General features: G+C 74.9%; 17 protein-coding genes. 9 read left to right on the top strand and 8 right to left on the bottom strand.

Translation table 11 applies throughout. The features are described 5' to 3' along the window. Positions 1-59: 59 nt before the first annotated feature. From ABZ261_RS10815 to ABZ261_RS10805, 3 genes are all read right to left on the bottom strand, one after another. Positions 60-950 carry a hypothetical protein gene (locus ABZ261_RS10815; RefSeq protein WP_356857539.1) on the bottom strand — a complete coding sequence of 297 codons (891 nt, stop codon included), beginning with the start codon at positions 948-950 and terminating at the stop codon, positions 60-62. A gap of 130 nt (positions 951-1,080) precedes the next feature. Further along, positions 1,081-2,610 carry a hypothetical protein gene (locus tag ABZ261_RS10810; protein ID WP_356857537.1) on the bottom strand — a complete coding sequence of 510 codons (1,530 nt, stop codon included), beginning with the start codon at positions 2,608-2,610 and terminating at the stop codon, positions 1,081-1,083. A 150-nt stretch (positions 2,611-2,760) separates the two neighbouring features. Beyond that, on the bottom strand, positions 2,761-3,462 hold the full coding sequence (locus ABZ261_RS10805; RefSeq protein WP_356857535.1) for a GntR family transcriptional regulator: 702 nt from the start codon (positions 3,460-3,462) through the stop codon (positions 2,761-2,763). A gap of 127 nt (positions 3,463-3,589) precedes the next feature. Between ABZ261_RS10805 and ABZ261_RS10800 the strand changes: the two genes are divergently transcribed. The 5 genes from ABZ261_RS10800 (at position 3,590) to ABZ261_RS10780 (ending at position 8,254) form a co-directional block, all read left to right on the top strand. Next, complete coding sequence (locus ABZ261_RS10800; protein WP_356857533.1) at positions 3,590-4,912, top strand: MFS transporter; 1,323 nt, start codon at positions 3,590-3,592, stop codon at positions 4,910-4,912. Further along, positions 4,909-5,736, top strand: a complete 828-nt coding sequence (locus ABZ261_RS10795) for a putative hydro-lyase (protein ID WP_356857531.1) — start codon at positions 4,909-4,911, stop codon at positions 5,734-5,736. The genes ABZ261_RS10800 and ABZ261_RS10795 overlap by 4 nt, the downstream gene beginning before the upstream one ends. A 172-nt stretch (positions 5,737-5,908) precedes the next feature. Then, the gene (locus tag ABZ261_RS10790) at positions 5,909-6,667 is read left to right on the top strand and encodes a 5-oxoprolinase subunit PxpA (protein WP_356857529.1); all 759 of its coding nucleotides are present in this window, start codon (positions 5,909-5,911) and stop codon (positions 6,665-6,667) included. Beyond that, positions 6,664-7,281, top strand: coding sequence for a 5-oxoprolinase subunit PxpB (gene pxpB, locus ABZ261_RS10785; RefSeq protein ID WP_356857527.1), 618 nt, complete (start codon positions 6,664-6,666; stop codon positions 7,279-7,281). The genes ABZ261_RS10790 and pxpB overlap by 4 nt, the downstream gene beginning before the upstream one ends. A gap of 103 nt (positions 7,282-7,384) precedes the next feature. Next, on the top strand, positions 7,385-8,254 hold the full coding sequence (locus tag ABZ261_RS10780) for a biotin-dependent carboxyltransferase family protein (protein ID WP_356857525.1): 870 nt from the start codon (positions 7,385-7,387) through the stop codon (positions 8,252-8,254). A 124-nt stretch (positions 8,255-8,378) separates the two neighbouring features. Here ABZ261_RS10780 and ABZ261_RS10775 read toward each other — a convergent pair whose 3' ends face one another. Both ABZ261_RS10775 and ABZ261_RS10770 read right to left on the bottom strand, forming a co-directional pair. Then, positions 8,379-9,797 carry a HEAT repeat domain-containing protein gene (locus ABZ261_RS10775; protein WP_356857523.1) on the bottom strand — a complete coding sequence of 473 codons (1,419 nt, stop codon included), beginning with the start codon at positions 9,795-9,797 and terminating at the stop codon, positions 8,379-8,381. A gap of 299 nt (positions 9,798-10,096) precedes the next feature. Next, a complete protein-coding gene (locus ABZ261_RS10770; RefSeq protein WP_356857521.1) occupies positions 10,097-10,489 on the bottom strand; it encodes an ankyrin repeat domain-containing protein in 393 nt (130 codons plus the stop codon). Between the two features lie 264 nt (positions 10,490-10,753). Between ABZ261_RS10770 and ABZ261_RS10765 the strand changes: the two genes are divergently transcribed. Together ABZ261_RS10765 and ABZ261_RS10760 are read left to right on the top strand one after the other, a co-directional pair. Then, positions 10,754-10,948 (top strand): hypothetical protein, encoded by a 195-nt coding sequence (locus tag ABZ261_RS10765; protein WP_301975129.1) that lies wholly within the window; start codon positions 10,754-10,756, stop codon positions 10,946-10,948. A gap of 40 nt (positions 10,949-10,988) precedes the next feature. Then, positions 10,989-12,611 (top strand): ABC transporter ATP-binding protein, encoded by a 1,623-nt coding sequence (locus ABZ261_RS10760; protein WP_356857519.1) that lies wholly within the window; start codon positions 10,989-10,991, stop codon positions 12,609-12,611. Positions 12,612-12,865: 254 nt separating this feature from the next. On the opposite strand, the gene ABZ261_RS10755 is transcribed toward ABZ261_RS10760, so the two are convergent. Beyond that, positions 12,866-14,374, bottom strand: coding sequence for a PLP-dependent aminotransferase family protein (locus ABZ261_RS10755; protein ID WP_356857517.1), 1,509 nt, complete (start codon positions 14,372-14,374; stop codon positions 12,866-12,868). A 102-nt stretch (positions 14,375-14,476) separates the two neighbouring features. Between ABZ261_RS10755 and ABZ261_RS10750 the strand changes: the two genes are divergently transcribed. Both ABZ261_RS10750 and ABZ261_RS10745 read left to right on the top strand, forming a co-directional pair. Then, positions 14,477-15,133 carry a hypothetical protein gene (locus ABZ261_RS10750; RefSeq protein ID WP_356857515.1) on the top strand — a complete coding sequence of 219 codons (657 nt, stop codon included), beginning with the start codon at positions 14,477-14,479 and terminating at the stop codon, positions 15,131-15,133. Between the two features lie 297 nt (positions 15,134-15,430). Then, positions 15,431-15,805 (top strand): RNA polymerase-binding protein RbpA, encoded by a 375-nt coding sequence (locus ABZ261_RS10745; protein ID WP_003977404.1) that lies wholly within the window; start codon positions 15,431-15,433, stop codon positions 15,803-15,805. 72 nt (positions 15,806-15,877) lie between these two features. Here ABZ261_RS10745 and fxsA read toward each other — a convergent pair whose 3' ends face one another. After that, on the bottom strand, positions 15,878-16,429 hold the full coding sequence (gene fxsA / locus ABZ261_RS10740; RefSeq protein ID WP_356857513.1) for an FxsA family membrane protein: 552 nt from the start codon (positions 16,427-16,429) through the stop codon (positions 15,878-15,880). Positions 16,430-16,498: 69 nt separating this feature from the next. Then, positions 16,499-17,293, bottom strand: a complete 795-nt coding sequence (locus tag ABZ261_RS10735) for a polyprenol monophosphomannose synthase (RefSeq protein WP_356857511.1) — start codon at positions 17,291-17,293, stop codon at positions 16,499-16,501. Positions 17,294-17,341 lie beyond the last annotated feature (48 nt).

Raw genomic sequence — 17,341 nt, 5'->3', positions numbered from 1 at the left:
GCAGTTCTGGCGGTTCTGGCGGTTCTGGCGGTTCAGGTGCGGCGGTGCTGGGGGGGTGATCAGGGGTGCGAGGGCGCGTGGAACGGCAGTCCGGCGTCGGCGACCAGGTCCAGGTCGTCGGTGTCCTCCGCGGGCAGCAGGGTGGCCGTGCCGTCGGTCACCGGGACGACGCCCAGTTCCAGCAGCTCGGCCAGGGCGGCGCTGCCGGCCATGTCGCGGACCTGGAGCTGGTAGCGGGCCGTGGTGCGGTAGGTGCCGCCGTTGTCGTCGCCGGTGCGCTGCAGGAAGCCCGAGTCGGTGAGGAAGGCCAGGGCCTTCGCCACGATGCCGGTGGTGGAGGCGGCCGGCCGGCGGGCGTCCTTGGTGGCGCCGGTGGCGCTGCGCCGGGCCCAGATCCGCCAGGCGGCCTCCAGGCCGGGCGCGTCGGTCGCCGGGTCGGTGTTCTCGCCCTGCTCCTCGGCGCGTTCCTCCAGGCGGCGGCAGGCCTGCCGGACGAAGGCGTCGACGCCGTTGACGGTCACGCGGCCGATGTAGGTGTCGTCGGCGAGGTCCTCCGGGCGCGGGAACGCCAGCGCGGCGACGGCGAGATGGGCGAGTCCGTGCAGGAAGCGGTCCCCGGAGTCGGCGGCGGTGCGACGCGCGTAGTCCCCCATGCGGACGGCGAAGACGGAGTCCTCCGCGGCGGTCACGGCCATTCCGGCGCGCGGGGACACTTCGAGCACGACGAGTCCCAGACCGGTGGCGACGGCGTCCGCGAGCCGGGCGAAGGCCGGGTCGTCGCGGTAGCGGCGCAGCAGCTCGGTGTACTCCTGGTCGCGCGCGGGCTGCAGTTTGGGCTGCAGCCCGAAGGCGACGAGCCGCGCCGCGTCGGCGGCGTCGGCGGGGGTGACGGCGGCGGATGCCGACGGCGCGGAAGGCTCCGCCTCACTCCACTCGACGTGCTCGCTCACGGACACAACTCCTCGATCTCGAAACTGGGGGCAGGAAGGACGTCCTGGGGGGCGTGCCGCGCCGGTGCGCGGCCCGGCCGCGGGGCGCGGGCGGCCGCCGCGGGTCCGCGCCCGCCGGCCGGCCGGGGCCTCACGCCGCTTCCGCCCTGTCGGCGGCCATGCCGGCCGCATCGAGCAGGGCGGTGCCGACGATCAGGTCCGCGCCACCGAACTCCGGGTCGTCCAGTTCGGTCCCGTCGTCCACGGCGAACAGCAGCTTCTCCTCGCCCTGCCGGTAGGCGGTGCCGACGGCCGGGCTGGCCGCGTGGACGGCCAGCAGCGCCACCAGGTAGGCCAGGTCCGGGTCACCGGTCCGGCGGGCCTCGGCGAGCAGCCCCGAAAGTCTTCTCGGCGCGTCCGCCGGCAGGTCCAGCAGCTCCTGCGCCGCGGCCAGCTGCTCCTCGCTGAACCGGCTGTCGTCCGGGGTCGCGATGAGGTCCGGCTCGGGCATCTCCGCGCCCAGGTGCTCGCGTTCGACGGGCGGTGTCAGGAGGATCTCCACGAGGTCCGCGACGCGGACGGACACCGGCGTCCGCAGTCCCGTGCCGCGCGCGAAGAACGCGTCCGTGACCCGGATCGCCTGCTCCACGGGCAGCGGCAGGACGGGGGCGACGAGATGGCCGTAGAGGTCGATCCCGGCCGTCGCCGCCGGCGCGGCGAAGGCCTGCCGGTCCTGTTCGGCGCGGAACAGCGGTCCCGCCTCCAGCAAGCGCGACTGGAGCTGGGTGTGCCGGCGGATGCAGTCCTTGACGATGTCGACGAGTTCGGCGGCGCGGCGCTTGTGCTCCGGGTCCTCGGTCTCGTCGCGTGCCTTGCGGATGTTGGTGAGGATGGCGTTCTCGTGGCGGTAGCGCTCGGCCACGTGGTCCAGGGCCTCGGCGATCATGTCGGGGACGGCGTTGAGCCAGTCGACCGCGCGGACGTTGCGCCGGGTGGCCTCCAGGGCGCGGCGGAGCGTCTCGGAGTACTGCACCGTGCGGTAGCGGGCCTGCTCGGCGGCGAGCTGGGCGTCGGCGAGCCGGCCGCGGCTGATCAGTACCTCCAGCTTGACCTCGGCGGCGATCTGGGCGCTGGTGACGTCGGTGTCGAGGGCTCCGACCAGGACGTTGACCGCCTCGTCCGTGGTGCGCAGGTAGACCGTGCCGCCGGGGCCGGGCACCTCCTCGATCAGCTTGAAGTCGTAGTCCCGGCGGACGTACGTGCCGTCCGGGGCGAACGTGCCGTAGACGGCGCGGAACCCGCGGTCCACGCTGCCCACGTTGATGAGGTTCTCCAGGACCCAGCGGGCCACGCGCTCGTGCTCGGCGGCGGGCCGGTGCGGGGCCTGGGCGGCGATCCGCGGCACCAGCCGGGCCACGATCTCCTCGTGGTCGGCGCCCGTGTCGAAGTCCATGTTCAGCGTGACCAGGTCGATGGCGGCCAGCGCCACTTCGGCCATTCCGTACACCGAGTACTCGCCGGCCAGGTTGGCCTTGCGCGCGTCGAGATCGTGCAGCGGCGCGGTGCAGGCGAGCGCGCGCAGCCGACGCGCCAGCCCCTCGTCGGCGGCCGGGCCCGAAGCAGGGCGCGGCCCCGCGCTGAGCTGGGACGGAGCAGGGTCCGTCGATGCAGGTGAAGTCACGTTGCACAGCCTAGGTCCTCGGTCTGACATCGACCCAAACGGCGTGGACCGGCGCCGCCGGGCGGGCCGGGCGCCGCGGTCCGCGTGCCCGGGTGCGGGCCCTCCGCGGCCGTCCGCGGCCGTCCGCGGCCGCCCGCGCGGCCCGCTCCGCTACGGGGCGCTCTCCTCGCCCACCCGCCGCCGGTACACCTCGACGATCCGCTCCAGGGACTCGGCGAGGTAGGTCCGAAGCTGCCGCTCCGCCGCGCGGCGGTCGCCGTCCTGCAGGGTGCGCAGGAGCTCGCGGTTGCGGGCGAGGTACGGCTCGTGCAGCCGGCGCTGGTCGTCCACGACGTGGAAGGCGAGCCGCAGTTCGGCGAAGACGCTGCGCATCAGCTCGTCGGTGCGTTCGCTTCCGGCGAGGGCGACCAGTTCGCGGTGGAAGTGGATGTTGGCCGTACCCACCGCTTTCCAGTCGTTCTCGACGGCCGCCCGCTCCCCCTCGGCGACCGCGGCGGCCATCCCGTCGAGCGGGTACGGCGGTTCGCCCAGGCCGCGCACCACGGCGCACTCGACGAGGGACCGCGTGCGGTAGATGTCCTCGACGTCCTCCACCGTCAGCACCCGTACGAACACACCCCGGTTGAGCTCGTGGACCAGCAGGCGCTCGTGCGTGAGCAGCCGGAACGCCTCGCGCAGGGTGTTGCGGGAGACCCCGAGCGCCCCGCCGATGCCGTCCTCCGAGAGCCGGGTGCCGGGCGGGAAGTACCCCTCGCTGATGCGGTTCCTGAGGATGTCGGAGACCCGCTCCGCGGTACTCGTGCGGCCCAGGAGGACACGGTCGCCGGCCAGTCCCGTCAGCTGCTCTGCCATGCCCGGAATTCAATCGCAGACACCAGGACGAGACAACACAGGTATTGAGGGATCGTTGAACAATCCTCTACGGTGCTCCGCACGGCTCACATCCCAGCGCCCTCCGTCTCCCGTCTGCGAGGTGCCCATGAGCACGCCTCCACCGCCTCCTTCCGTGTCCTCCCCCGGCGTACGTCCGGCGCCGGGCGATCACAGCGCCGGCGACGGCGCGTTCGGCTGGCTGCGCGCCCTCGGCCCGCGCGGCCGGCGCGCGTTCGCCGGCGCCTTCGGCGGCTATGCCCTGGATTCGTACGACTACTTCACCCTGCCGCTCAGCATGGTGGCGCTGTCGGCGCACTTCGGCCTCGACAGCGGCGAGACCGGCCTGTTCACCACCGTCACGCTGGCAACCTCGGCGGTCGGCGGCGCGCTGGCCGGCGTGATCGCGGACCGGGCGGGCCGGGTGCGCGCGCTGATGATCACCGTGCTCGCCTACGCGGTGTTCACAGTCGCCTGCGGCTTCGCCCCCACCTACGAGACGCTGCTGGTCCTCCGCGCCCTGCAGGGCCTCGGCTTCGGCGGCGAGTGGGCGGTCGGCGCGGTCCTGGTCGCCGAGTACGCGGGCGCACGCCACCGGGGCCGCACGCTCGGCGCCGTCCAGAGTTCCTGGGCGGTCGGCTGGGCCCTGGCGGCGCTCTTCTACACGCTGGTCTTCTCCTTCGTCGGCGACGACCTGGCCTGGCGCGTGATGTTCTGGACCGGCGCGCTGCCCGCACTGCTCGTGGTGTGGCTGCGCCGCCGCGTGCACGACGCCCCGAGGGCGACGGCGGCCAGGGAGCAGGACCCGGGGCGGGGCTCGTTCGCCGCGGTGTTCCGGCCGGGCCGCGACGGCTCCCCCGGCCTGCTGCGCACCACGGTCTTCGCGAGCCTGCTGTCCACGGGCGTGCAGGGCGGCTACTACACGCTGGCGACCTGGGTGCCGACGTATCTGAAGACGGAGCGCGGCCTGTCGGTCGTCGACACCGGCGGCTACCTGGCCCTCCTCATCTCCGGCGCCTTCCTCGGCTACCTGACCGGCGGCCGGCTGACCGACCGGCTCGGCCGGCGGAACAACATCTGGCTGTTCGCGCTGCTGTCGGCGGTGTGCATCCTGGCGTACGCGCACATCCCGCACGGCGCCGACACCCTGCTGCTGGTGCTCGGTCTCCCGCTCGGGTTCTGCATGTCGGCCATCTTCAGCGGCTTCGGCTCCTACCTGAGCGAGCTGTATCCGACGCCGGTGCGCGGCACCGGGCAGGGTTTCACCTACAACACGGGCCGCGCGGTGGGCGCGGTGTTCCCCACCCTGGTGGGCTTCCTCGCGGACGGCTGGGGCGTGGGCGGCGCGCTGGTCTTCGGCGCGATCGGTTACGGCCTCGCGGCGCTGGCGCTGCTCGGGCTGCCGGAGACGCGCGGGAAGGAGCTGGCGTGATAGGGGTGGACCGTCCCGTCACCGCGGTCGAGGAGCACGCGCGCGCGTGGAGCCCGGAAGCCGCGCGGGCCAGGTTCCGCGAGGGCCTGGCCGGCCCCACCGCCGGGGTGGCGGCGGGCCACACGCAGGCCAACCTGATCGCGGTGCCCGCCGACTGGGCCTACGACATGCTGCTGTTCTGCCAGCGCAATCCCAGGCCCTGCCCGGTGCTCGACGTCACGGACGCGGGGTCGTGGACGACCGTCCTCGCCGAGGGCGCCGATCTGCGCACCGACCTGCCGCGCTACCGGGTGTGGCGGGACGGCGAGCTGGTGGACGAGCCCACGGACGCGCGCGCGTACTGGCGGGACGACCTGGTGTCGTTCCTGCTCGGGTGCAGCTTCACGTTCGAGTGGGCGCTGGCCCGGGCGGGGGTGCCGATCCGGCACGTCGAGCAGGGCCGCAACGTCCCGATGTACGTGACCGGCCGCTCCTGCCGCGCGGCGGGCCGGCTGAGCGGGCCGATGGTGGTGTCGATGCGCCCGGTGCCGCCGGAGCACCTGCGGGCCGCGATCCGGGAGAGCAGCCTGCTGCCCGCCGTGCACGGCGGCCCGGTGCACTGCGGGGACCCGGCGGCCCTCGGCATCGCGGACCTCGGCCGGCCCGACTTCGGCGACCCGGTGACCGCGGCCGAGGGCGACATCCCGGTGTTCTGGGCCTGCGGGGTGACTCCGCAGGCGGCCGTGATGGCCTCCCGGCCCCCGTTCGCCCTCACGCACGCCCCGGGCCAGATGTTCCTCACCGACGCCCGGGACGAGCAGTACCGGCTGGTCGGCGTCGACTGAGGCCCGGCGTCCCGGGGGCGGACGGAACCGGAGGCGGACGGAACCGGGGACGGACGGAACCGGGGGCGGACGGAACCGGGGGCGGACGGAACCGGGGGCGGACGGAACCGGGGGCGGACGGAACCGGGGAACAGAGGAAACTGGAACGAGAGACCGGAGGCACGGGACCACCATGACCGCGATCGATCTGAACGCCGACCTCGGTGAGGGCTTCGGCCGCTGGCGGCTGACCGACGACGAACAACTGCTCTCCGTCGTCACCAGCGCCAACGTGGCCTGCGGCTTCCACGCCGGGGACGCGGCCACCATGCGCCGGGTGTGCGACCTGGCGGCCGAACGCGGGGTGACGGTCGGCGCGCAGGTCTCCTACCGGGACCTCGCCGGGTTCGGCCGGCGTGCGATGGACGTGCCGCCCGCCGAGCTGGCGGCCGAGGTGGCCTACCAGATCGGGGCCCTGCAGGTGTTCGCGCGGGCCGCCGGGGCGCGCGTGGCCTACGTCAAGCCGCACGGCGCGCTCTACAACCGGGTCGTGCACGACTCCGTGCAGGCCCGCGCCGTGATCGAGGGCGTGCTGCTGGCGGACGGCGCGCTGCCGGTGCTGGGCCTGCCCGGCTCGCGGCTGCTGGAGCTGGCCGCCCGGGCGGGGCTGCCGGCCGTCCCGGAGGCGTTCGCGGACCGGGCGTACACCGACGAGGGCACGCTGGTGCCGCGCGGCCGGGACGGCGCCGTGGTGACCGACCCGGAGGCCGTCGTGGAGCGCTCCGTGAGCCTGGCGCGCTCCGGCGAGGTCACCGCGCTCTCCGGTGCGCGCATCCGGGTGCGCGCCCGGTCGCTGTGCCTGCACGGCGACACGCCCGGCGCGGTGGAGCTGGCCCGCCGGGTGCGCGAGCGGCTGACGGCCGCGGGCGTGCGGGTGGAGGCGTTCGCATGAGGACGCTCCCCGTCGGCGACGACGCGCTGCTGGTGGAGGTGGCCTCCGGCGAGGAGGCGCAGGCCCTGCACGCGGCCCTCCTGCGCCGCCGGGCGGAGGGCGCGCTCCGGGTCCGCGAGATCGTCCCGGCGGCCCGCACGGTGCTGCTGGACGGGCTGGCCGACCGGGCCCGCTGGGCCGCCGAGCTGGCCTCCTCCGACGTGCCCGGGGTGCCGCCGCGCCCGCGTGAGCTGCTCGAACTGCCGGTGCGCTACGACGGGCCGGACCTCGCGGAGGTCGCCGCGCGCTGGCAGGTGCCCGAGCGGGAGGTGGCCCGCGTCCACGCGGGCACCGAGTTCACCGTCGCCTTCTGCGGGTTCGCCCCCGGCTTCGGCTACCTCACCGGGCTCCCGGCCCGCTACCACGTGCCGCGGCGCGCCACCCCGCGCACCGCGGTCCCGGCCGGGGCCGTGGGGCTGGCCGGGCCGTACACGGGCGTGTACCCCCGCTCCTCGCCGGGCGGCTGGCAGCTGATCGGCACGGTGGACGCGGTGCTGTGGGACCCCGCGCGCGAACCGGCGGCGCTGCTGGCGCCGGGGACGCGCGTGCGGTTCGTACCGGTGGAGGGACCGTGACGGCCGGGACGCGACGAGCCGCCCGCCGTGACTCCGGGCCCGGCGTGGACGCGGGCGCCGTGCGCGTCGCCGCGGCGGCGGGGGTCCTGCCCGGGGAGGGGTCATGACCGATCGCGCGCTCGTGGTGGTGCGCGCCGGCGCGCTGACCACCGTGCAGGACCGCGGGCGGCCGGGGTACGCGCATCTCGGCGTGCCCCGCTCCGGGGCGCTCGACCCGCCCGCGGCGGCGCTGGTGAACCGGCTCGTCGGCAATCCGCCGGACGCCGCCGTGCTGGAGACCACCCTCAGCGGCTGCGCGCTGCGCCCCCGTTCCACGGTGACCGTCGCGGTGGGCGGCGCGCCCTGCCCGGTGTCGGTGGGCGGCCGCCCGGCCGCGTGGGGCGCCCCGGTCGTGGTGCCGGGCGGCGAGCTGCTGGAGGTGGGCGCGGCCACGGCCGGTGTCCGCAGCTACGTCGCGTTCGGCGGCGGCGTCGCCGTGGAGCCGGTGCTCGGCAGCCGCGCCACCGACCTGCTGTCCGGGCTGGGTCCGGCCCCGCTGGCGAACGGCACGGTGCTGCCGCTGGGCCCCCCGGCCGGCCCTCCCGCGCGCGTGGACGGCGTGCCGCAGCCGCGGCCGCCGGCCGAGCTCGTGCTGCGGGTGACACCGGGTCCGCGCGACGACTGGTTCACGGCGCGGGCGGTACGGGACCTCACCGCGTGCGCGTACCGGGTCTCCGCGGCGAGCAACCGGATCGGCCTGCGCACCGAGGGGCCCGCGCTGGAGCGGGCCCGGTCGGACGAGCTGCCCAGCGAGGGCATGGTCCTGGGCGCGGTGCAGGTCCCGCCGGACGGGCGTCCGGTGGTCTTCCTCGCCGACCATCCGACCACCGGCGGCTACCCCGTGATCGCGGTGGTCCGCGCCGCCGATCTGCCGGCCGCCGCCCAGGCCCTGCCGGGCACCCCGGTCCGCTTCGTGCCGGTACGGCGCCGCTGAACCCCGACGGCCCCAGGCGGGACCTCGGTGCTGCGGTACGGGGGTTGCGCCGCGACGGCTCGCGTGGGACTCCCGGTGCGCCGGCGCCGTGCGCGCCGCCGGCCGGGCCGGTCCGCGGCCGGGGTCAGCCGAGGGCCGCGTCCGGGCCGAAGCGGGCGCGCACCGCCGTCTGCACCTCGGCCTCCTCGGCCGGATCGGCGGCGAGGCGGCGCAGCCGCTCCACGACCCGGGCGTCACCGGTCTCGGCGTGCCGGGCGGCGAGCTCCCGGGTGGTCTCCTCGCAGTCCCAGAGGCACTCGACGGCGAACCCGGTGGCGAAGGAGGGATCGGTGGCGGCCAGTGCGCGGGCGGCGCGGCCGCGGAGGTGGGAGGAGGCCGTCTCGCGGTAGACGTGGCGCAGCACGGGGGCCGCGCAGGCGATGCCGAGGCGTCCGGCGCCGTCGACGAGGGTCCACAGGGTGGGAGCGTCCGGGCCCTCGCCGCGTACGGCCTCGCGGAGGGCCCCGAGGACCAGGCCGCTGTCCCGGCTGCCGCCGCGGCAGGCGAGCACGCGGCCGGCGGCGGCGCCGAGCGCGTCGGGGCGCTGCGCCCAGCCGCGCGCGCGGTCGACGGCGGCGACGCTGCGCATCCGTTCGAAGGCGTCGACGGCGGCTTCCGCTACGGCCGCCGTTCCGTCGGTGACCGCGGCCTCGACCAGGTCGAGGGCCTCGGGGTCGTTCGCGTCGGCGAGGTAGCGCAATGCGGTGCAGCGGGCGCCGTCGAAGCCGGTCCGGGCGGCCTGGACGATCTCCGGCCGGTCCTCGGGGCCGGCCACGGCGGCCAGGCAGCGGGCGGCGGGCACATGGAGGGCGGCGCCGCGCTCCATGCCCTGCTGCGCCCACTCGAAGACGGCGCGCACGCTCCAGCCCGGCCGGGGCCCGGTGGGGCGCATCTGGCGCTGCCAGCGGTCGAAGCAGCCGGCCTCCTGCGCGGCGCGCACCCGTGTGGCGACCGACCGGCGCGGATCCTCGGCCCACAGCCGCCAGGGCCGCGGCTCGAAGGCGTCGCGCACGGCGGCGGCCAGCTCGGCCTCGCCCTCGGGATCGGTGGTGAAGCGGGCCAGAACCGGGGCGGCGAGGGCGCGCAAGGCCGCGTCGTCGTCCCGGAGGGCCAGCTCGTCGAGCGCCCAGGCCCAGTTGGAGCCGTGGGCGGCGTACCTGCGCAGCAGGTCGAGGGCGTCCCGCCTGCCGTACGAGGCGAGGTGCCCGAGGACGGCGAGGGACAGGCCGGTGCGGGACTCGTCGGTGTCGAGGACGTCCTCGGGGCCGAAGAGGTGTGCCTCGACGGCGTCCAGCTCGCCGTTCAGGTCGAGGAAGAGGCGGGCGTAGTACAGGGAGCGGTTCTCCACCTGCCAGTCGTGGCGCGGGTCGCGCAGCACGCAGTGGTTCAGGGCCGCCAGCGCCTCGGCGCGCGGGGCGGTGAGCGCGTGCAGCGTGCCGTCGCCACGACCTCGCTGGAGCAGCCCGAGCAGCGTGCCGCTGGGCGCTATGACCGGATCGAACATGGGAAACAGCCTCACATCAAGCGTCGACGCAACCGGGAAACACGCATTACCTGGCCGCGTGACACAACGTCGGAGCGCCCGCCGTCTCTTGCTTGCTGTAGACCATCTCTCTCTGCCTCTCGTCGGTGGCCCATGCGGACCGCGTCACGGCCCGCGCGGTGCGGCAACACCTGCCCAGCCCTCGCGTCCGTGAATCACGTCGTCATGATGACCCGCGGTGTGTGCTGCCGCGACCGTATTTCCGGCGGCCGGCACCGCCTCCCCCGTTTTCCGTGTCGTTCCTGGTCGGGATGTCCGCGTCAGTGGACGCCGAACAGCTCCAGCAGGTCTGTCCTGCCGAACATGCGGGCCGTGTCGACGGCCGAGGGCGTCCCCGCGGACGGGTCGGCCCCGCCCTCCAGGAGGGCCTTGATCACATCCGTCGCCCCCTTGAAGACGGCGCCCGCGAGCGGGGTCTGGCCCCGGTCGTTGATCTGGTCCGCCGCGGCGCCGCGGGCGAGCAGCGCGCGCACCGCGTCGGCGTGGCCGTGGTAGGCGGCGAGCATCACCAGGGAGTCCCCGCGGTCGTTGGTGAGGTTCGCCGGGACGCCCGCGTCGACGTACGCCACGAGCGCCTCGGTCCGCCCCTGCCGGGCCAGATCGAAGATCTTGGTCGCCAGCTCCACGACCTCGGGGTCGGGGGCTTCACTCATCGGCCGGACCGCCTCTCCTTGCAACCGTTCAGGTGAATCGCCAGGGTACTGGCTCGCGTCTCGCATGACCCGAAGTGCCCGAGGTAAAGATCACCACGGCCTGTGCCCGGGCGGCGGACCCGGCCGGCCGGGCCGGGGCGGGCTCCGCCGAGCGGGGTAAATGAGCCGGTATTCACCCAGTTGCACCTTTAATCGTATGGATACATGCTGTGATCCTGGAAGAGCTCATGGTGACTGTCCCCCCTCGACACCAGGAGGCCCCCAATGATCCTCTCCATGTCCGGCGTCGTCCTGCTCGGCATCATCGTCTTCCTGTTCTTCCGCAAGGACGGCCTCAAGGGCTCGCACGCCTGCATCTCGGCCCTGTTCGGCTTCTACCTGGCGAGCACGGCCATCGCCCCGAGCATCAAGGCCGGGGGCGAGAGCCTGGCGAGCCTCCTCGGCGGCATCAGATTCTGACCCCGCCCGTCCCGTCCGAACGCACCGTCAGGAGACAGCAGTGGCCCGGCGCCCTCTCCCCCGCATCCTGAGCAAGGACAGCGCCCAGATCGCCCGGACGCAGATCGCCCGGAGCAGGGAGCTGGCCCGGACGGCGGCCGACAGCGCGACCGACGTGCTCCACCCGCTGATCACCGTCACGCGCGGCCTGCGCCGGCTGGCCTCGGCCGGACGGCGCAAGTGGGCGGACACCCCGAAGGACAGGCGCGGACCGCTGCTCTTCCTGGCGGCCTCCGCGATCCTGGTCGTGGCGCTGGTGCCGTACGGGCCGCTGCTCGCCGTCGTCACCGTGATGGCGGCGGCGGCCTGGCAGGGGCGCGACCGCACCCCGCCGGGGCCCGAAGGACCCGACGCCTCCCGGTCCGAACGGCTCCGCGCGCTGTACGAGGCCCTGGTGCCGTACTTCTCCGGCCCCGAGGACCCCGCGCCGCTGTACGCGCACGGCGGGGAGTGGGAGAAGGCCTTCGTGGAGCACGAGTTCGACGACGGAGGACGCGTCGGCCATCTGGTGATCCGCTACCCCGCCTGTTTCGCGGACGGCGACCCCGCCGCCCGCGCGCGGATCGAGCAGCTGCTCACCGCGAAGGCCGGCCGGGGCCGCGAGTACCGCTTCGCGTGGGACGAGGAGGGCAACCAGCTCACCGTCACCGTCCTGCCGCCGCTGCCCGCGGACGTGCCCGCCCAGCACTTCGTCACCGCGCCCGGGGAGACCGTCCTCGGCTTCACCGATCCGAGCGAGGTCCAGCGCACGCTCCCCCTCTGCTACGGGGAGGAGGAGCGGATCGACGTCCCGCCCGTCGTCTGGCGCACCGGCGTCCGCTCCACCGAGCCGCACCTGCTGGCCATGGGCCACCCCGGCGGCGGCACCTCGACCCTGCTGCGCTCGATCGCCCTGCAGGCCCTCCGGTACGGAGACGTGCTGATCGTCGACGGCGGCGGCACCGGTGAGTACGCCTGCCTCACCGGCCGGGACGGCGTACTCGCCGTGGAGTGCGCCCTCCCCGGTGCGCTGGCCAGTCTGGAGTGGGCCGCACAGGAGACGGAGCGGCGGCTCATCGCGATCAATCTGGCCCGGCAGGCGGGCGACCCGCCGCCGGCGGACACCCGGCGCCCGCTGTGGCTCCTGCTGGACCGGCCGGGCGTCTTCACCCACCTCGCCGCGGCCGACGGCCGCAAGGACCCGCAGGCGCTGCTGCAGGTGCCGCTGCGGCACGGCCGCGCGGCGAACGTGACCGTGGTCCTGGCCGAGCAGTTCGACAGCGCGGACGCGCTGAGCGACGCGGTACGGCAGCACACGCGGGCGCGTGTCGTGCTCGGGGCCGCCGCGCCGCAGCAGGTTGAGGCGGTGCTGGGCGTGCCGCCGCACACCACGCCCCCGGCACACCTGCCACCCGGCCGCGGCTACGCCCGGCTGGGATCCGGTCCGGTGCACCGGCTCCAGGTGCCGCGGACGCCGGACCCCTACGACGAGGCGACGAGCGACGCCGACCGGCAGGCGGTGCTGGAACTGCTGCCGCCGCGGAGCAGGCCGGCGGACGCGGAGCCCCCCGTGCCGGCGGACCTGTCCAAGCCGGCGGCAAAGGAGGCGCCGAGGACGGCGGAGGCGGTCCCGGCCGAGAGCTGACCGTCCTCACGACGGCACCGGACCGGCGACACCGCAGCCGACCCGACGCCGCTCGGTTCGCCCGGCACGCGGGGGCCGCGCGACCAGCCCCCACCGGACCCGCCCCCGGGCCGGCGGCGCCCGGCCGGCGCACCGCCGCATCCGCACCCCCGGCCGCCCCGCGGCCGATGCCGCGCCCCCGGCTCCCCGAGCGCGCCCCCGCCCGAGCCGTCCGCGGCGTTCACGCCCGGACGCCGCCCCCGACGCACGGCGCCCTAAGCCACGAACGTCCGCGGGGACTCCCCCGCCCCCGTCGCCCCGGTCTCCACCAGTCGCGCCGCGGCGGCGAGCCGTGTCGCCGCCTCCTGCGCCACCGCTCCCCCGACGGTGAACGGAAGCCGGACGTACCCCTCGAAGGCGCCGTCGACGCCGAAGCGGGGGCCGGACGGGACCCGGACACCGGTGCGTTCACCCGCTTCCGCGAGCCGGGAGCCGGAGAGGCCGCCGGCCCGGACCCAGAGGGTCAGGCCACCCCGCGGAACCTCGAACTCCCAGGCGGGCAGTTCCCGGCGGAGGGCGGCCACCAGGGAGTCGCGGTTGTCCCGCGCCTGCGCTCGGCGCAGTTCCACGGCCTGCTCCCAGCCGCCGGTGCTGAACAGCCAGTTCACGGCGAGCTGTTCCAGCACCGGCGTCCCCATGTCGGCGTACGCCCGCGCGGCGACCAGGCTGCGGATGACGTCCGGCGCCGCCCGCACCCACCCGATGCGCATGCCCGCCCAGAACGCCTTGCTGGCCGAGCCGACCGTGATCACCGTGGATCCGGCGGGGTCGAAGCCGCACACCGGCCGGGGCATCCCGCCGTCCCGGAAGGCCTCGTCGAGCCAGAGCTCGCTCATCGTCTCGTCGGCGACGAGGACCGTGCCGGCCGAGCGGGCCGCGTCCACCAGCCGGCGCCGCTGGTCCTCGTCGGCGAGCGCGCCGGTGGGGTTGTGGAAGTCGGCGACCACATAGGCGATGCGCGGCGCGGCCTCGCGCAGCACTTGGCGCCAGCGGTCCATGTCCCAGCCCGCCAGTCCCTCGGCCATCGCGACGGGGACCAGCCGCGCGCCCGCCTCGCGCATCAGCTGCAGGATGTTGGCGTAGGAAGGGGACTCGACGGCGATGCGCTCGCCGCGGCCCGCGAAGAGGTGGCAGATCGCGTCGATGGCGCCCATCGCGCCGGTCGTCACCATGATCTGCTCCGGCATGGTGGGGATGCCGCGCGCGCTGTACCGCTCGGCGATCATCGCGCGCAGGGCGGGCAGTCCGGCCGGATAGTCGCCGTGCGTGTGGGCGTACGGCGGCAGTTCCTCCAGGGCGCCCTGCACGGCGCGGGTGAGCCAGGGCTCGGGGGCAGGGAGGGAGGCGCAGCCCAGGTCGATCACCGAGCCGAGGGCCTCCGGGGGCAGGGGTTCCAGTCCGCGGGCGGGGACGGGGTTGCCCGCCGGCACGGCGGTCCAGCTGCCGGCCCCGCGGCGGGACTCCAGGAAGCCCTCGCCGCGCAGCGCCTCGTAGGCCGCCGCGACGGTGGTGCGGCTGACGGAGAGCGCCAGGGCGAGTTCGCGTTCCGCGGGCAGCCGGGCGGCCACCGGAACGCGGCCTTCCAGGACCAGCAGCCGGATGCCGTCGGCCAGGGCGCGATAGGCGGGGGGCCGGCGGGCGCCGGGTACGGCCGGGCGGTCCTGCTGGGAGCCGAGGAGCCGGGCGAGCTGCGCGGCTCCCACCGCCGAGGTCCACTGCGGCATGACGATCAGTCCACCTTCCCCGAATTGGCCCTGGATGGCATCTCGCGTCAAGCCACAGAGTGTCATGCGTCAGGCCACCGCCACCACCCAGGGGGGTACGTCGTGCTCACTCGCCACCGTCACCTAGGACGACGGCTGATCCAGCTGTACGCCGGACTCGGGCTCTACGGCGCGAGCTCCGCGCTGCTCGTGGCGGCGGGCCTGGGCCTGGAGCCCTGGGGCGTGCTGCACCAGGGGCTCGCGGAGCGGTCCGGGCTGAGCATCGGCGTGGTGTCGATCGTGGTGGGCGCCATGGTCCTCCTGCTGTGGATACCGCTGCGCCAGCGCCCCGGACTCGGCACGGTCTCCAACGTCTTCGTGGTCGGCCTCGCCATGGACGGCACGCTCGCCCTCCTTCCGGACGCCCGCTCCCTCGCGGTCCGCGTCCCGCTGCTGCTCGCGGGCGTCGCACTGAACGGCGCGGCGACCGGCCTGTACATCGCGGCGCGCTTCGGCCCGGGTCCGCGCGACGGGCTGATGACGGGGCTGCACCGGCGCACCGGCCGGTCGATCCGGCTGATGCGGACGGCGGTGGAGGTGGCGGTGGTGGCCACCGGGTTCGCGATGGGCGGCACCGTCGGAGTGGGCACCCTGCTGTACGCCGTGTCCATCGGCCCGCTGGCCCAGCTGTTCCTGCGGGTGTTCGCCGTGGTGCGGGAGCCGGCCGGGGCCGCGGCCGGCACCGCGGCGGCGCCGGAGCGGACCGCGCTGCCCCGGTGACCCTCCGGAGATTTCCGGCCATCGATTTCTCACTTGAGGGCAAAGGGCGGTAGTGTACGCGTTTGGCCTGCCAGGCGTACCGTTACTGCGCGTCAAAGATGCCGAATCGCTGGGTGACATATGCCATCAGATGTGACAAACCGGACGCCTGCGGGTACAACAAGGGGCGGCTACGACGGCGACGCATGACCCGGAACGGGACTCGGTACGGGAATCTTTACCGCCGACCGGACGTTGACCGGATGACGACGACAGCGACACCTGTCCTGTGGGCGACAAGCCCGGGAGGCACGATTCATGAGTGAGCGAGCTCTTCGCGGTACGCGCCTCGTGGTGACCAGCTACGAGACGGACCGCGGCATCGACCTGGCCCCTCGCCAGGCCGTGGAGTACGCATGCGAGAAGGGGCACCGTTTCGAGATGCCCTTCTCGGTGGAGGCGGAGATCCCGCCGGAGTGGGAGTGCAAGGTCTGCGGGGCCCAGGCACTCCTCGTGGACGGCGACGGCCCGGAAGAGAAGAAGGCCAAGCCCGCGCGCACCCATTGGGACATGCTGATGGAGCGGCGCACCCGTGAGGAGCTCGAAGAGGTCCTCGAGGAGCGTCTGGCGGTACTGCGCTCGGGGGCGATGAACATCGCGGTCCACCCGCGGGACAGCCGCAAGTCCGCATAACGCACACGACACCGCGGGCGCCGTACGTGAGTCACGTACGGCGCCCGCGGTTTCGTGTGCCTCCCGGCGCGCTCAGCGGGTCAGCGGCGGCCGCTGCTCCCCCGGCTCGGACCGCTCCTGGCGGATGACCTCCCCCTGCACCACCTTGCCGTCGGGGCGGTGCATGCGGGCCTGCTGGAAGGCGTCGCCCAGGCCGCCCGGGACCACCGTGCGGAGCCTCTTGTCCAGGGCGTCCTCCGCGAAGCGGCCGACGGCCTTCTGCACGGGCGGGAGCAGCAGGAGCAGCCCGAGCGCGTCGGAGAACAGGCCGGGGATCATCAGCAGCAGGCCGCCGAGCATCATCCAGCCGTTGCCGCCGCCGCGCTCGGGCGAACCGCCCCGCTGCAGCGCCTCGTTGAGGCTCTGGAAGGCGCGGCGGCCCGCTCGCTTGATCACCACGGAGCCGGCCGCGGCGCCCGCGACGAGGATCAGGAAGACGGTGAGGCGCCCCGCCGCGCCCGCGACGAGGATCAGCAGCCAGATCTCCAGCGCCAGCCACGCGGCCAGCCCCAGCGGCAGCCACCTGCGCAGCCGGGAGCGCCGCGGCCGGGCGGTGTACGGAGAGGTCGGAGCGCCAGTCGTCATGCTCCCAGTGTGCCCGGGGGCTGTTCAGCGCGGGATAAGGGGCCGGGCGGACGAGCCTTCCGGCGGTCGCTAGGACTGCCGGGAACTGCCGGTGATCTTGCCGACGCGGTCGCCCACGCCCCAGGCGGTGACCCGCCACAGCGCCTCGACGAGGATGTCCTTGCTCATCTTGGAGTCGCCGTGTTCGCGCTCCACGAAGGTGATGGGCACCTCGACCACGTGGTAGCCGGCCTTGACGGCGCGGCGGGCCAGGTCGACCTGGAAGCAGTACCCCTGCGAGGCGACCTCCTCCAGGCCCAGGCCCAGGAGGGTCTCGCGGCGGAAGGCGCGGAATCCGCCGGTGATGTCGCGCAGCGGCAGGTCGAGGGCGAGACGGGAGTAGAGGCTGCCGCCGCGGGAGATGAACTCGCGGGACTTGGGCCAGTTCACCACCCGGCCGCCGGGCACCCAGCGGGAGCCGAGGACCAGGTCGGCGCCCTTGAGGGCGGTGAGCAGGCGGGGCAGTTCCTCGGGCTGGTGGGAGCCGTCGGCGTCCATCTCGATCAGCACGCCGTAGTCGCGCTCCAGGCCCCAGCGGAAACCCGCGAGATAGGCGGCGCCGAGGCCCTCCTTGCCCGTGCGGTGCAGCACCCGGACGCGGTCGTCCTGGGCGGCCAGCTCGTCGGCGAGTTTGCCGGTGCCGTCGGGGCTGTTGTCGTCCGCGATGAGTACGTGCGCCTCGGGGACGGCCTTGCGCACCCGGCCGACGACGGACTTGATGTTCTCCGCCTCGTTGTAGGTCGGGATGATCACCAAGGCCGTGCCGAGCGGACCGAACTGCCTCCCCTGGGCCTTCGCCGCGAGGGTCCCGTCGCCGTCGTTCACTGCTGCCCCTTCATGTCGTACGCAGGGGTCCACCATAGTGGCCGCGGC

This window comes from Streptomyces sp. NPDC006193, from assembly GCF_040613915.1.
Taxonomy (GTDB): domain Bacteria; phylum Actinomycetota; class Actinomycetes; order Streptomycetales; family Streptomycetaceae; genus Streptomyces.
This window is presented reverse-complemented; position numbering and strand designations above follow the sequence as displayed.